The following is a 15,345-nucleotide window of genomic DNA, read 5'->3' on the forward strand; positions in this document are numbered from 1 at the left end:
GATCATTGCCACCCATAATTGTAGACGCCGATCGTGATCACAAACCCCATTAAGGTATAAAGCGATGTGACAGTCCAACCAGATACGTAACGGATGAAGCGCGGAACCTGTCCCCACAGCTCGCTGCGGGCAAGATAAAGCCCTTACCAATCCCAACAAAATCCAGCGACCCCCGCGGACAATAACCTTTTTTTCCAAGGCGCGGCGGGCATTTTCGCAAAAAGTGGTCGAACCGCTCGATTGGACGCGCCGTAAAAATTAAAAAAACGCATAGAACGCGCAGTCCTACCAGTTATGTGTCGCAAAGCGCCCTTGAGACATCTACGGCGGAGAATTCGGAAATCGAAACGCGAGATCGCTGAGACCAAACAGAACTGAGACTTGCTCAACGCTGCAAAACGACATCCGTGCAAACGAAACCGCAGGTTGGGATTCCATTGGTCACATCAACCTGATTTTAGTACTGGAAGAGGAATTCGGCATCCGGTTTTCATACGACGATGTGACCAACACCAAGACCATGGATGGCTTGATCGAACTAATTAAAACGCGGAAGCTCTAAAGCTGCGCACCCTTTGGCTCGGCAGTAACCTCTTTTGAATAGATCATCCCACAGCTGCGACATGATCCTCGATCAATTGTTTATAAAGGTCGCGAATGCGGGCGGTGACGGGCCTTTCGCCGCTGCCAATGGGTTTGCCGTCAATAGAGGCTACAGGTGTCTGGGCGCCGAATGTTCCCGTCAAAAAAGCTTCGTCCGCGCTATAGGCATCAAAAAGCGAAAAGTTCTTTTCGAACACGGGAATGTCATTGGCGCGGCATAGATCAATCACCTTTTGGCGGGTCACACCATTCATGCAATAGTCGCCCGTTGAGGTCCAAACCTCGCCTTTTCGCACAATGAAAAAGTTACACGCGTTGGTCGTATTTACAAAACCATGAGGGTCCAGCATCAACCCCTCATCTGCGCCGGCCTGTTCCGCTTGCAAACAGGCAATCACGCAATTGAGCTTTGAATGACTGTTGTATTTGGCATCTTGGGCCATCGGCAACCCGCGCACCTGTGGCACGGTTGCCAGGCGAATGCCCGCCGCTTGCAACCGGTCAACGGGTTTCGAATGCTCCATGATAATCACAAGTGTAGGCCCTGAACGGCTGAGCGATGGGTGCTGGAATGGTTTGATCTTGATCCCGCGGGTCAGCATCAAACGGCAATGCACATCCGTCTTCATACCGTTTGCAACACGTGTTTTTTCAAGCGCCTGTGCAATACCCGAATGGTCCATCCCGACATCCAGGCTAACCGCTTTGCAAGAGCCAAAGAAGCGGTCCATATGTTCATCGAAAAAGGCCCAGACGCCGTTATAAAGACGCATGCCTTCCCACATACCATCGCCAAGCATAAAGCCGCTGTCATATACCGACACCATCGCCTGGTCGCGGTGCTTCAGTTCGCCATTCACATAGATTTTGATATCCGCGTTGCGCGGATCTTCCAAAGCATCATGGGTTGTCACGGACATAAAAACGCTCCTTTGGGGGTCATGGCCGACGGTACGCTTTGGCGACCTTTGGTCAACTCGCATTTTGCACCGACAGCCCTATCTGAACCGAATGGTTCGATGCTAAGATCATAAAAATAGGCGACAGGAGCGCAAGCGGATGAAGTTTTCTGTGAATGGCAAAATCCAAGAGGTGGACGTAGAAGAAGACATGCCCCTTCTGTGGGTTCTTCGTGACGAGCTTGGCCTGACAGGAACGAAATACGGCTGCGGCATTGCGCAGTGCGGCGCGTGCACGGTTCATCTGGATGGCCAAGCGGTGCGCAGTTGCCAAACTCTTGCGATTGATGCTGAAGGCGCAAACATCACCACCATCGAAGGTCTGGGCACCCCAGATGATCCGCATCCCGTCCAGCAAGCATGGGTCGAACATCAGGTCGCCCAGTGCGGTTACTGCCAATCGGGCCAAATCATGCAAGCCGCGTCTTTGCTGACGTTCAATCCCAATCCAAGCGACACGGATATCGATGATGAGATGAGCGGCAATCTATGCCGCTGCGGCACCTACCCGCGGGTGCGCGACGCCATCAAAACCGCCGCAACCAAGCTGCAGGAGGGTTAAAGCATGGGCAAAGTGAAAACCATCGCACGCCGCAGTTTCCTGATCGGATCTATTGCCATTGCGGGCGGTATTGCCTTTGGCGCCTACACCGTGCGCAAACCCCACGACAATCCAATTGGGGTCAACGACGGCGAGGCTACATTCAACCCCTTTGTTAAAGTGACCCCAGATGCGGTCACGCTGATCACACCTCACGTCGATATCGGCCAAGGTGCTGTTCACATGCAGGCCCTTCTGATTGCCGAGGAAATGGACCTTGCCCTTGACGGTTTTGAAACAAGCTTTGGCACCCCCGACCCCGCCTACTTCAACACGGCTTTTGCCGATGAAGGCGTGCCATTTATGTCCCGCGACGACAGCGCCATGGCCGAAACCATGCGAACTGTTGTTGGCTACGTTGTCAAAACACTGGGTGTTCAGGGCACAGGTGGATCTACCTCTGTGCCTGACAGTTTTGATAAATTGCGTATGGCAGGTGCCGTTGCCCGCGAAACCCTTAAACACGCGGCGGCGCAAGAAACAGGCGTTGCCGTCGGCGATCTGACGACCAAAGACGGTGCGGTGATTTTGCCAGATGGAACGCAGGTTCCCTATACGGAATTGGCCAGCACCGCCGCGCAGCTTGATCCGGTCACAGATGTTGCACTGCGCGATCCTTCACAGTGGCGCTACATCGGCAAACGAACGCAGCGGATGGACATCGCAGACAAATCATTCGGCAAGATGACATTTGGCATCGATATGAAAATGGATGGCATGGTCCATGCAGCCGTGCGTTTCAATCCGCGCCAAGGCGGTGCCATTAATGCTTTTGACGCTCAAGCCGCAAAAGAAATGCGCGGCGTTACAGACATCATCGAGGTAACCGGTGGCATAGCCGCAATCGCGGACAATACATGGCGCGCCATCCGGGCCGTCGAGGCCGTCGATGTGGATTGGGCCGAAGCCCCCTATCCTGCCGAGCAATCAGACCACTGGCAGGCCTTATCCGAAAGTTTCACCAAAGATCGCTTGGACAGCGAATGGCGCCACGATGGTGACGTGCCTGCCGCTTTGGAAAGTGCCGATACAATCAGCGCCGAATACCGCGCGCCTTATGTGGCCCACGCCCCGCTAGAGCCGTTGAACGCTATTGCGTTAATCACAGAAGACCGCGCCGATATCTGGACCAGCCACCAATTTCCCCGCGCCGTAGAGGATATGGTGTCTGCGATCACAGGTCTGCCTGTTGAACAAGTTGCTCTTCACAACCAATATGCTGGCGGTAGCTTTGGTCACAGGCTTGAGTTTGAGAACGTGCGCTACGCAACCGAGATTGCGATGAAGCTGCGGGGCACACCTGTAAAGCTCACCTTCTCGCGCGAAGAAGATTTCGCCCATGACTACCCCCGCCAAATCGCGATGGGCCGCGCTGATGGGGTGGTATCGAACGGTGTGATTTCCACCTATGATCTGAAAGTTGCATCGCCCTCTCCCATCGCATCGCAGGTACCGCGTGCAGGCCTGCCTGTGCCGCCGGGCCCCGACATGCAGATCATCGCAGGTGCGTGGAACATGCCCTATGCGATCGAAAACCTGCGCGTCACGGCCTACCGTGCGCCAGAGCTTGCGCCGGTCAGCTCATGGCGTTCTGTCGGCGCGTCTCATGCGGGTTTCTTTGCAGAAGGGTTTCTGGACGAATTGCTGATCGCCGCCAACCAAGACCCCATGCAGGGCCGCCTTGATTTATGTGACTACGACATCGCCCGCCAAGTCCTTGAGGCCGTCGCAGATATGTCCGACTGGGGCAGCGACCTTGGCCCCAACCGCGGGCGGGGCGTTGCCTTTGTCAGCTCCTTCGGCGTACCAACCGCAGAGGTGGTTGAAGTGACTGCAACGGATAATGGCATCCAGATCGACAAGGTCTTTGTGGCAGCCGATGTTGGTCAGATCGTCGACCCTGACAACTTTGAAAATAACGTAAAAGGCGGTGTGATCTGGGGGCTTGGCCACGCGATGAATTGCGAGATTACCTATTCTGACGGGATGGCAGAACAGCAAAACTATGACAGCCACACGGGACTGCGGATGTATCAAACGCCTGAAATATACGTGCGTGGCCTCGAAAACGCGCCCAAAATTCGCGGGATCGGAGAACCACCAGTCCCCCCTGCGGCCCCCGCTCTGGCAAATGCAATTTTTGACGCGACAGGCCAGCGATTGCGCGAAATGCCGTTTACCAAATTCGTGGACTTTGCCTGATCAGGACGCTTGTAATTCGTGGCGCCAAGGCGGGTTCGCACCTTTGCGCGACACGGTAATGGCGGCGGCTTGAATGGCCATTTCAACCGCTGCCTTAACGACCTGAGGTGACGCATTGGCAATCGCCGCTTTGTCCAACACGTCTTGATCATGCAGCGACGCCAGAAAACCTGCGTTAAAGGTATCACCCGCGCCAATTGTGTCCGAATTGGTCAAATCGACAGGAACGACCGGACAAGTCACCGAGAAATCATTGTGATACGCCGTTGCGCCTTTGCTGCCTTCGGTGATCAACACCAGCTTGGGACCGCGTGCAAGAATACCCTTGGCCAAACCCTCGATTTCACCTTCACCTTCCAGCCAAACGAGATCTTCGTCGCTCAGCTTGATCACATCACAGTTAGAGATCATCGCATCCAACCGCGCCCGATATCCCGCTTCATCCTGAATAAAACTGGGACGGATGTTGGGATCGATCATCGCAAACACATCGCTGGCATGCTGCGCAAGAAATGCGGCATAGGCCTCGGCGCATTTGCCTGACGTCAGTGAAATACCACCAAAAAACAGCGCCTTCGTCTCTTGGGGAACACTCGGCAAATCATCAATGGACATCTGTCGCATAGCAGAATTTTCGTCAAAGAAAGCATAGCTGGCCTGTCCGTCGACAAGTTTGACAAATGCCAGCGTTGTGGGCGCATCAAGCGTTGGGCACAGGGCGGTATCAACATTGCTGTCGTGCATATGCTGCAGCAAGACATCAGCGAACATATCCTGCGACAGCCCACACAAGAACTTGGTCTTGACCTCTAATCGACCAAGGCCAACTGCCGTGTTCATCACGGCACCGCCCGCATGCGGCGCAAAAGCAGTCCGTCCGTCGGGCGCAGTTGTTTCAACCAAATCAACAAGCGCTTCGCCACAGCATAAGATCATCACGTATTTCCCCTAGTCGGGCTTATGGCCCAAAATGTTAGCGGAAACATAAATGGAAAAGGCGCACAAAAAAAGCGCAAAATAAATTGCGCTTTTCTTTCGTATTAACAGCGGGCCGATTAACCGATAATGGCATTAAAGGTCGGTGAAGGACGCATCACAGCCGCCGTTTTCGCATCATCGGTGTGATAATATCCGCCCAGATCCACAGCCTTGCCACCGCCTGCTTTCAATTCCGACAGAATCGTATCGGCCTTCGATGCCAGCGCTTGCGCAACTGGCGCAAAGGACGCTGCCAATTCTTTGTCATCCGTCTGTGTGGCCAAAGCCTCGGCCCAATACATGGCAAAGTGGAAGTGGCTTGCGCGGTTGTCGTCTTGGCCAACTTTTCGGCCTGGGCTTTTGCCTTCGGCCAACAGTTTTTCGGTTGCGGTATCAACGGCATCGCCCAAAACCTTCGCCTTGGCGCTGCCTGCAAAGCGCAGGCTTTCGCCAAGCGCACAGAACTCTCCAAGACTGTCCCAACGCAGGTGGTTTTCCTCGACCAGTTGTTGAACGTGTTTGGGTGCAGACCCGCCTGCACCTGTCTCAAACAAACCGCCGCCTTGCATCAACTTAACAACCGAAAGCATTTTGGCAGAGGTGCCCACTTCCAGAATTGGGAACAGATCTGTCAGGTAGTCACGCAACACGTTGCCCGTGATGGCAATGCAGGTTTTGCCCAAACGGATTTCCTCCATCGACGCGCGCGTGGCCGGGATAGGCGCCATGATCTCGAATTTGTCAGCAACACCCGCAGCCTCAAGCGCGGGTTTGACGTATTTAATCAATTCGGCATCGTGGGCGCGTGTGGCATCCAGCCAGAAGATCGCACGGCAATTTTCGGCGGCCTGACGCTCAATCGCCAGTTCAATCCAGTTTTCAATCGGTGCTTTACGCGCAGAGGCCATCCGCCAGATATCGCCTGCCTCGACCACATGGCTCATCAAAACCTCGTCGCCATTCATCACGCGCATCGTGCCAGCCTCGGCGATCTCGAAGGTCGTCGGATGCGAGCCGTATTCTTCCGCCTTTTGCGCCATCAGCCCCACGTTTTGCACAGTGCCAGATGTTGCTGGATCCAAGGCACCGGTTTGTTTGAAATAGTCGATGCTTTCTGAATACACACCTGCATAGCTGCTATCTGGAATGACACAGGTGGTGTCGCCTTCCGCGCCATCAGGCCCCCATCCTTTACCGCCAGCGCGGATAACAGCGGGCATCGACGCATCGATGATCACGTCTGAAGGCACGTGCAGGTTCGTGATGCCTTTGTCGGAATTCACCATGTAAAGCGGTGGGCGCTTGGCGAGGGTCGCATCAATTTCAGCGATGATGGCATCGCCGCCGTCCATTTCTGCGATCTTCTCAAGCATCGTGCCCAAACCCCCGTTCGGGTCCACACCTGCGGCCTCAAACGCATCACCATGCTTTTCGAAAACCGGCGCAAGATAACGACGGACGCAGTGGCCAAAAATAATCGGGTCAGACACTTTCATCATCGTTGCTTTCATATGCAGCGAAAACAGCGTGCCTTCGGCGGCAACCTCATCAATCACACGGTCATAAAAGGCTGACAGGGCTTTGGCTGACATGAACGTGCTGTCGACGATTGTGCCTGCAGGCATCGCCAAACCGTCTTTCATCACCTTCACACCAGACACTGCGTCCAATTCAATGCGCAGGGTTGCCGCGTTTTCAAGCGTGACGGATTGTTCATTGCTGCGGAAATCATCTTTGCCCATCGTGGCCACACGGGTCTTGCTGCTGCTTTCCCACTTGCCCATGCGGTGCGGATTGGCTTGGGCGAATGCCTTGACAGCCGCAGGCGCACGACGGTCAGAGTTCCCTTCGCGCAAAACAGGGTTCACGGCCGACCCTTTGATGGCGTCGTAGCGCGCACGCGCGTCTTTCTCGGCATCTGTCTGCGGATCCTCTGGATAATCGGGCAAATCATAGCCTTGGCTTTGCAACTCCTGAATTGCCGCAACCAGCTGCGGGACAGAGGCTGACACATTCGGAAGCTTAATAACATTGGCCTGCGCGGTCTTGACCAGCTCACCCAATTCCGCAAGCGCATCAGACTGTTGCTGATCTGCACTCAGGTTTTCGGGGAATGCTGCGATGATGCGGCCTGCCAGCGAAATGTCGCGCGTTTCCACAGTCAGGCCCGCTTCGGACAGAAACTTTTGGATGATTGGCAAAAGTGACGCCGATGCCAACTGCGGTGCTTCATCAACTTTGGTGTAAATAATGTCGGCCATGCTTGGGGCTCCTGTAAACTGGATATGCGATTTGATCGCCACTTACCCCGTTTGTATACTGTCGTCTACAATGGAATGCAGGTCGCGGCGACATGTCATCCCATGCGCGTGCACGGCACTGTCAGATATCGCGCTTACGGTTGTCCTTATGGCCTGTGCGACTACATCACTTACATGAAAACAGACCAGCCGCTCAGCCCCGAACACATCAGCCATGTCATTGAAATGGCCCTGTCTGATCATGTCAGCTTTGATGACATACGTGCGGAATACGGCCTGCGCGAAGCACAAGTGAAAGCGTTGATGCGCGAAAACCTGCGGCCAAGCAGTTATCGGACGTGGCGCAAAAGGGTGCGTGATTTCTCGGATCGAAGAGCGCACTACAAATGAGTGATGCACGCCCCCTTTCGGTTCCTGCCAGCCGCCTGTCACGGTTTTCAAAACTTGGCACCATGACCGCAGGAGTTGCGGGAAACATGGCCGTGAATGGCGTCGCACAGCTGACCAAGGGGCAACGTCCTTCAATGCGCGGTCTTTTGATGACACCTGCCAACATACGGCGTGTGACCGACCAACTGGCCAAAATGCGCGGTGCCGCGATGAAAGTCGGCCAAATGGTATCAATGGATACGGGCGAAATGCTGCCCCCCGAACTGGCCGACATCATGGCGCGCTTGCGCGACGATGCGCATTTTATGCCACCTGCCCAACTCAAAAAGGTTCTGAATGCCGCGTGGCGTGACGGCTGGATCAAACGCTTCAAACATTTCGACGTGCGCCCCATCGCAGCCGCCTCGATCGGGCAGGTGCACCGCGCCACTTTGAAAGACGGCACCGAGCTTGCCATCAAGGTGCAATATCCCGGGGTTGCCCAAAGTATCGACAGCGATGTCGCAAATGTTGGCACATTGATCAAAATGTCAGGGCTGCTTCCCAAAGGGTTTGAGTTGAAGCCCTATCTGGCCGAAGCCCGCGCACAGTTGCATGACGAAACCGATTACGCATTAGAGGCACATCACCTGCAACGTTTTCATACGCTTCTAAAGGATGACGCACGTTTCATGGTGCCGCAGGTCTATCCAGAGTTTTCGACCGATACGATCCTTGCCATGTCCTACATCGAAAGCCGCCCCATAGAAGAGGCCGCGGCCTTACCACAAGAGCAACGCAACAAGATCGCGACCGACTTGATCGATCTTTTGATGCAGGAACTTTGTATGTTCGGGGCGATGCAGACCGACCCGAATTTCGCCAACTACCGCTTTGATCCAGTGACCCAAAAGGTGGTGCTATTGGATTTTGGCGCCACCCGCGACATCGCGGATGACATCGCGCAGCACTACAAGAACCTGCTGCGCGCCGGTCTGGCGGGCAATCGCAACCAGATGGAAGACCTTGCCCATCAGATCGGCTTTGTGGATGACACAGTGGCCGAACATCACCGCGCCAAGATCGTCGATATGATGGCAATGTCCTTTGACGCTCTGCGCGCCTCGGACACCTATGATTTCGCCGACAGGCGGTTGTCGCAATACATGCAACGCGAAGGGCTGGCACTGGCGGAAGACGGGTTTGTGCCGCCGCCATTGCCTGTCGATGTCTTGTTCCTGCAACGCAAATTTGGCGGGGTGTTTTTGCTGGCGGCAAAGCTTGGCGCAAAAGTCGAGGTCACCAAGACCCTTCTGCGCTATTTGTAAATTAGGCTGTTTTGGCCTCAGCCATCTTTTGCGTCCATGCCCAGTTGGTGCGGCACATCTCGAACAAATCGCGCTTTGCCTGAAACCCTAAAACATCTCTGGCCAAGGATGCGTCCGCACAATAGACCGCCACATCCCCCGCGCGGCGCGGCGCAATGCGAAACGGGATCTCAATGTCCGATACTGCTTCGTATGCCTTGATAACTTCCAGCACAGAATACCCCTGCCCCGTACCGATATTGACGACATGCCCTTGGCCCGTTGCATCAATCGCATCAAGCGATTGCACATGACCTTCGGCCAAATCCATCACGTGGATATAGTCACGCACACCTGTGCCGTCTGGCGTGTCATAGTCATCGCCGTAAACGACCAGTTCGGGCAACTCACCTGTCGCAACACGGTCAATATACGGCAGAAGGTTCGCAGGAATACCCTTGGGGTTTTCACCGATCAAACCCGAACCATGCGCACCAATCGGATTGAAATAGCGCAACACCCCGAACGACCAGCGATCATCTGCGGTGCCCACACGCTCAAGCATCTCTTCGCTGGCAACTTTGGTATAGCCGTAGGTGTTGACCGCATGACGCGTAGCTGTCTCGGGGATCGGGAACACCTCCTGATCGCCGTAGACCGTGGCCGATGATGAAAACACCAAATTGTAAACGCCAGCCGTATCCATTGCGCGCAATAACTCTACCAGACCGCTTAGGTTTGTATGCAGGTAACTCAATGGATCCGCTTCGCTTTCAGCCACAGATTTCTTGGCCGCAAAATGAATGACGCCAAAGAAATCATGCGCCTCAAACACGGTTTTCAGGCAGGCCGCATCGGTGACATCCCCTTCGATGAACTCAAGATGTTCATCGCCGCAAATCTGGCAAATCGCGTCAAAAACAGAGCGTTCGGAATTTGAAAGGTCATCCAGAATGACAGCGCGATATCCCGCTTCGACCAATGCAACAGCCGTATGCGAGCCGATGTACCCAAGCCCACCTGTCAAAAGAATTGTATGCCTTGGCGTCACGACAGCGGCCCTCGTCAAGTCGGTTAATTTGTTGCGCGCACACCCGCATTGATCAAGCTTGGCGTGATTTGTTGCACAACACGGTTCCAACGCGTCACAGGCTGTTCCGCAATGAAGATGATGTCATTGGGACGAAGCTCCAAACGTGTCGCAAGGATCATGTTAACAGGGTTTTCCCCATCCAGATGCCATGCCGTCACGGCGCTAAAGGCCGAAGGATCAGGATTGCCGCGCAATACGTAAATCTGTGATGGGTTCGCCGTGCGGTTGTCAAAACCACCTGAAGCGAACAAGGCATCCGCCAACGTTGCTTGCTGGCCAAAGGGCATCTCAAAGCGCGATGGGTTCGCCACCTCACCCGTCAGATAGACGTAGTCGACATCCACCGCGCCCAAATCCAGCCGTGCCTGAAAATTGCTACGCTGTTCTTGCAAAGCAGAGCGGCGCAAATTCACCTCGGTCTGAAGCGCGGTCAACCGATCGCGACGGGCCTGATTGCGAAGGCCGGTCAGCGTGATCTGTTGATCAAAATAGGCTTCGGCACGTTCAAGATCAAAAGACGTATCGACAAAAACGCTATCGCCTGCAGCCAACTGCGTTTTCAAAAGATTGCGGTTGGAATACAAATCCTCAAGCGGGATTTGATAGAGCGTTCCGTCGCGGTAGATGCGGACACTCGCAAACTCAAGGTCGGGCGCATCAATCCCGCCAGCTGCCGCAATCGCTTCATCCAGCGTCAGGGGCGTCAGACGAATGGACACAACCGATGGTTTCGCAACCGCACCGCCAATGGAAACACGCTGCGAATTAAACTCGGCAATCTCGATGCTGAAGGTGGGATCAATCTGGCGTTCGACAAGACGCTCAAAGATGACCTCTTCGGCTTGCTGAAGCGTCAGCCCGTTCACCTCAATGCGCCCAACATCGGGGATCGCAATCGCACCGTCATCGCGCACCGTATATCCCTGACGACGGTTTTGTGCAGCCAACAGTCCGCTCAGCTCTTCAACCGTTGTTCCCGACGAAGGCGTCGCCAGCAAGATCACATCGCCAACACCGATTTCATAGTTTCGCGCAGGCACCGGCGGCGGCACGCGCAGTTGAAGTGCCGCTCTTGGGGCAGGTTCGGTCAGCGCACCACGTGGCAAAGCACCAGCCCCAATGCCCGCACCACCCGCGCCTGCATTTTGGAAAAACGCCGCCGGCAAAGTTTTGGGGCGATATGTTGACTGGTTGGCTTGCAGGACCGTTTCGCCAGACAAAGCAACGATGCGCACAGGCACATCGGCGGAATCCGTTTTGACTTTGGGCGTCACATAGGCAGACCCACAAGCGCCCAACGCCAGCGCAAAAACAACAGATAAATACTTCATGCGACATCCCCGATCGTCTGCAGCACTGTTTTCAAATCAGGTGAGGATTCGCAAGGTGTTTGGCCTGACTAAAGCGGTTTTCAGCCTTAAAACGCGCAAAATGCCCCTACATCTGGTGTAGGGGCATGTCACATTTCCAAGAATTAGGGATCAGTAGGAATAAAACCCCTGTGGCCGGTAGACTGCACCTTGCGTCCCATAAGCGTGCTGCGCGGGATGCGGCGCATAATGCGAAAACGCCATATGCCCCCCAATTCTGGGCCCTGCGGATGCAGCAGCGAACTGCGCATGATCGCCATCGCCATCCTCTGCTGCGCGTCCTGCCTCAAAAGCGGCAAAGGCACCGTGCAGCGTCGGAAAGCCCGACCCGACCCGCTCTGCCGCCAAGGGCAGCGGGGCACTCAACGTGCGGATCATGTTAAACAAATGCGCCACCCGTGTTGCATCGCGCGGTGCGTTTTTGAAATCAGGGTGATGCGCCACCAGCAACGCAGCCATACCGCAGACATGCGGGGTTGCCATCGAGGTACCGGATTGTGGGTCAAACTGCCCCCCCGGCACGGTCGAGATGATCCCCACGCCCGGACCCGCAACCGCAATCTCGGGGCCATGACAGGTAAAGCTTGGCGAAAACAGGCCATCACCTACAACCTGGCTTGGCTGCATCGTGGTGGCCTCCCATGTGTCATTGGGAAAGGTATTCATCTGGCCCAAGGCTGCGACCGCCAGAACCGACGGCGATTTGGCAGGGTATTGCACCTCATTGCCCGAATTCCCTGCTGCCACGATACATGCGATGCCGTGTTGCACACATTCCTCGATCTGTTGCTCGACCACTTCACTGGCCTCGCCACCACCAAGCGACATGTTCACCACATCCACATTCAGTTCGATGCATTTGGCCAACGCATCCAGCAATGACGAAAACTGCCCGCCGGGAAAGACCTTCATCACGATGATCTCTGCATCAGGGGCAAAACCACGAATGGCCGTGGTGCCATCGGTCTTGCCTGTGATGACCCCCGCACAATGCGAGCCGTGACCGATCACATCATCTTTCCACCCTTCGCCCGCCTGCCCATCGGGGGTGTCCTTCGTCATGTCGAACCCCTGCGCGATATGCGACAAGACAGGGTGGGTCGGATCAGCACCTGAATCGATGATCGCGATCTTGACACCTTTGCCCGTATATTCATCTGGCAGCTTGTCCAACCCCATCAGCCGCTGTCCCCATCCATAAGCGGCATTCAAGGGAAACCCTGCGTGGGTATCGGCAATCGGCTTAAGCCGGATCACATTGATGCCCGTTGTCGACAGGTTCGGGCTATTGATGATGCGGTTCCAATGTCCTGCGGACGGGCGCACGAAAATCGACTTCACCTGATTTCCGCCCGGCAGTTCAAACAACTTCATGGTCAATTCACCGCGGCTGTTTGATCGCCCCTCCTGCGGAAAGCCCGCCGCCTCCATCGTTACACTGGCACCTGCGACAGGTTTGTCGCCCTCCCCGATGATGCGAATTTTCACGGTGCTTTCCTTCAGCCCCGCATTGCCCATATTCGTGCGTCCCATCAGCTGTTGCATCAGGTTCGAGGGTGCGACCGCCCCGTATTGAAGGTGGCTGTCCACCTCAACACTGACGCTTGGCCCCGCTGTTTGGGCCAGAATAGCCGCCGCTTCGATATCCATACGGTATTTCAAAACATCCGTCGCTTCGTCATGGGTGCTGAGCGTTTTGTTGATCTTGCGCCGGATCACGCGTTCGGGCGTCACCCCGAACTGGCTTTCCAAAATACGCACCGCACTGGCCATTGTACTGGCATTCATCGGCTGGATGCCCGCACGTTTTGCCGCAAGACTGCGGCGCGGACCAACCAGAATATCAATCTTTTCCGAGGTCTCATAAATCGCGTCTTGTGACGCGCCATTTGTATTTGATCCATTCTCTGGCATCGTAATAACTCCCTAAAAATAAATGTCTTTTTGAAAAATGCTTTGGTTAAATTTCGTTCACTTCATCGTCTTCGCTAAAGCGGATAGCTTCGTCAGATCCCGAAGGTTCGACCCTGTCGCCCTCAAAGGGACCAGGCGGCGCAATCGCCGTCAGCTTTTTGTCCTCTTCGAAAATCAAGGCGCGTTCAAAGCTGTCGGCAAAGGACTGAACCACTGATCGTGGCCCCGTCAACGTGGCCATCAAATCGTTCCGTTTTTGCACCGTAATCTCAGGGTGATGGGTGGCCGAGGCGATCAACGCGTCCAGCTCATCGCGCACAGACACCACAGAACCATCTCGCATGGCGATCAGTGTCATCATCGGTTCGGACATAATATTTTCCTTTCCTGACTGGGACATTCGAGATGTCGGGGCGATCATCAGACCGCCCCGCACCAGATCAATTAGTGATAAACGATCTGTTCGTTTTGCGGCTCGACCATCGGTTGCCCGTAGACAGGCTGGCCATAAACGGGCTGGCCATAGGCATTGAACGGCAGCAATGCGCCCAAACCGCCGCCAATCGCGCGGCCAAGGTTCTTATTGCCAAGGCGCTTGCCGATCCATCCGCCAACGGCCCCGCCAGCAAGCCCACCCAGAACACCTTGGGGCGCAAAACCCACAGGCTGTTCTTGATAGACAGGCTGCATGGGGTAACCGCCAGGCCCTGCTTGGAAGGGCAGCATATCAGCCAACCCGCCAACGGTGCTGATCGCACGACCCCAGTTTCCACCGACATGATTGCCGACAACAGGTGCTACATCCGCAATGAAATCACCCCAACGCCCTTGCGGCGCGAACTGTGGCTGCCCCATTTCAGGACCAGCTTGGAACGGCAGGAAGCTGCCTGCCAAACCGCCCACAGCACTGCCCAGATCGCGGTGACCGAAATGACCACCGATGGCACCGCCCGCAATGCTGCCCAAGGCAGAGCCAAACACACCTTGGGGCGCATAGCCCACAGGCTCTTGATAGATCGGCTCTTGGTAAACGGGATCGGCATAAACACTTGGCCCCGCCTGGAACGGCAAAAGGTTGCCCAATGCGCCGCCAACGGCCTGCCCCGCACCGCGATTGCCCAGTTTGTTACCCACAAAGCCGCCAACACTGCGACCCAACCAACGTCCAATGGCACCTTGGGGCGCGTAGGCCATAGGCTCGGCATAGACCGGCTCTTGCATGACAGGGGCTTGAACATATCCGCCCGGTCCTGCCTGAAATGGAAGCCAGTTGCCAACAGCACGTGTGCCAGCAGTGACCGCACCACCGATAACCGGCGCCATGAACCGTGTGGCCTGATGACCATTCGCAACGGCTGTCGCGATGCCACCCGCAATCGGCGCAACCGCAGCAAGGCCATCGCCAAACGCACCCTGAGGTGCGAACTGACCTGCGTAAGGATCAACAGGAACCATATGATTTGGATTGTAGTACATGAGAAAAAACTCCCTAAAAATTGGTTTTCAAAAACGTCTGTTTGCTGAAAATTCAGCTGTCGAATGAGCCGAAAAATAATGGCTCGGGGTGCCAGTGAAATTGCTGGAAAATTCAGCACCTGACACAGACAGGAAACACTGCGTTTACGATTCGGCGCAAGGTATGGAATCACTGACCTGCGCAACCAGAGGGGCACCACCCAAAGAAAAAG

General features: G+C 55.2%; 12 protein-coding genes. 4 read left to right on the top strand and 8 right to left on the bottom strand.

Annotated elements, in window-relative coordinates:
* Positions 1-605: 605 nt before the first annotated feature.
* Positions 606-1,523 carry an aminotransferase class IV gene (locus L1065_RS13505; RefSeq protein ID WP_237096034.1) on the bottom strand — a complete coding sequence of 306 codons (918 nt, stop codon included), beginning with the start codon at positions 1,521-1,523 and terminating at the stop codon, positions 606-608.
* 139 nt (positions 1,524-1,662) lie between these two features.
* Here L1065_RS13505 and L1065_RS13510 point away from each other — a divergent pair, with 139 nt between their 5' ends.
* On the top strand, positions 1,663-2,124 hold the full coding sequence (locus L1065_RS13510; protein ID WP_237096035.1) for a (2Fe-2S)-binding protein: 462 nt from the start codon (positions 1,663-1,665) through the stop codon (positions 2,122-2,124).
* A 3-nt stretch (positions 2,125-2,127) separates the two neighbouring features.
* Complete coding sequence (locus L1065_RS13515; protein ID WP_237096036.1) at positions 2,128-4,365, top strand: xanthine dehydrogenase family protein molybdopterin-binding subunit; 2,238 nt, start codon at positions 2,128-2,130, stop codon at positions 4,363-4,365.
* Here the strand turns inward: L1065_RS13515 and L1065_RS13520 are convergent, their stop codons facing one another.
* Positions 4,366-5,301, bottom strand: coding sequence for a carbohydrate kinase (locus L1065_RS13520; protein WP_237096037.1), 936 nt, complete (start codon positions 5,299-5,301; stop codon positions 4,366-4,368).
* A 119-nt stretch (positions 5,302-5,420) separates the two neighbouring features.
* Positions 5,421-7,604, bottom strand: a complete 2,184-nt coding sequence (locus L1065_RS13525; RefSeq protein ID WP_237096038.1) for an NADP-dependent isocitrate dehydrogenase — start codon at positions 7,602-7,604, stop codon at positions 5,421-5,423.
* A 174-nt stretch (positions 7,605-7,778) separates the two neighbouring features.
* Here L1065_RS13525 and L1065_RS13530 point away from each other — a divergent pair, with 174 nt between their 5' ends.
* Positions 7,779-7,994, top strand: coding sequence for a TIGR03643 family protein (locus tag L1065_RS13530; protein WP_237096092.1), 216 nt, complete (start codon positions 7,779-7,781; stop codon positions 7,992-7,994).
* Positions 7,991-9,301: an AarF/ABC1/UbiB kinase family protein gene (locus L1065_RS13535; protein WP_237096039.1), complete on the top strand. Its 1,311-nt coding sequence runs from the start codon at positions 7,991-7,993 to the stop codon at positions 9,299-9,301. The genes L1065_RS13530 and L1065_RS13535 overlap by 4 nt, the downstream gene beginning before the upstream one ends.
* A gap of 1 nt (position 9,302) precedes the next feature.
* On the opposite strand, the gene galE is transcribed toward L1065_RS13535, so the two are convergent.
* The 5 genes from galE to L1065_RS13560 form a co-directional block, all read right to left on the bottom strand.
* Positions 9,303-10,331: a UDP-glucose 4-epimerase GalE gene (gene galE / locus L1065_RS13540; RefSeq protein WP_237096040.1), complete on the bottom strand. Its 1,029-nt coding sequence runs from the start codon at positions 10,329-10,331 to the stop codon at positions 9,303-9,305.
* Between the two features lie 23 nt (positions 10,332-10,354).
* Entirely contained in the window at positions 10,355-11,704 is a 1,350-nt protein-coding gene (locus L1065_RS13545; protein ID WP_237096041.1) for a polysaccharide biosynthesis/export family protein, read from the bottom strand.
* Positions 11,705-11,854: 150 nt separating this feature from the next.
* Positions 11,855-13,657 carry a S8 family serine peptidase gene (locus L1065_RS13550; RefSeq protein ID WP_237096042.1) on the bottom strand — a complete coding sequence of 601 codons (1,803 nt, stop codon included), beginning with the start codon at positions 13,655-13,657 and terminating at the stop codon, positions 11,855-11,857.
* A 46-nt stretch (positions 13,658-13,703) separates the two neighbouring features.
* On the bottom strand, positions 13,704-14,030 hold the full coding sequence (locus tag L1065_RS13555) for a hypothetical protein (RefSeq protein ID WP_237096043.1): 327 nt from the start codon (positions 14,028-14,030) through the stop codon (positions 13,704-13,706).
* 71 nt (positions 14,031-14,101) lie between these two features.
* Positions 14,102-15,133, bottom strand: a complete 1,032-nt coding sequence (locus L1065_RS13560) for a hypothetical protein (RefSeq protein WP_237096044.1) — start codon at positions 15,131-15,133, stop codon at positions 14,102-14,104.
* Positions 15,134-15,345 lie beyond the last annotated feature (212 nt).

The sequence above is a fragment of the Nereida sp. MMG025 genome (assembly GCF_021654165.1).
Lineage (GTDB): Bacteria > Pseudomonadota > Alphaproteobacteria > Rhodobacterales > Rhodobacteraceae > Nereida.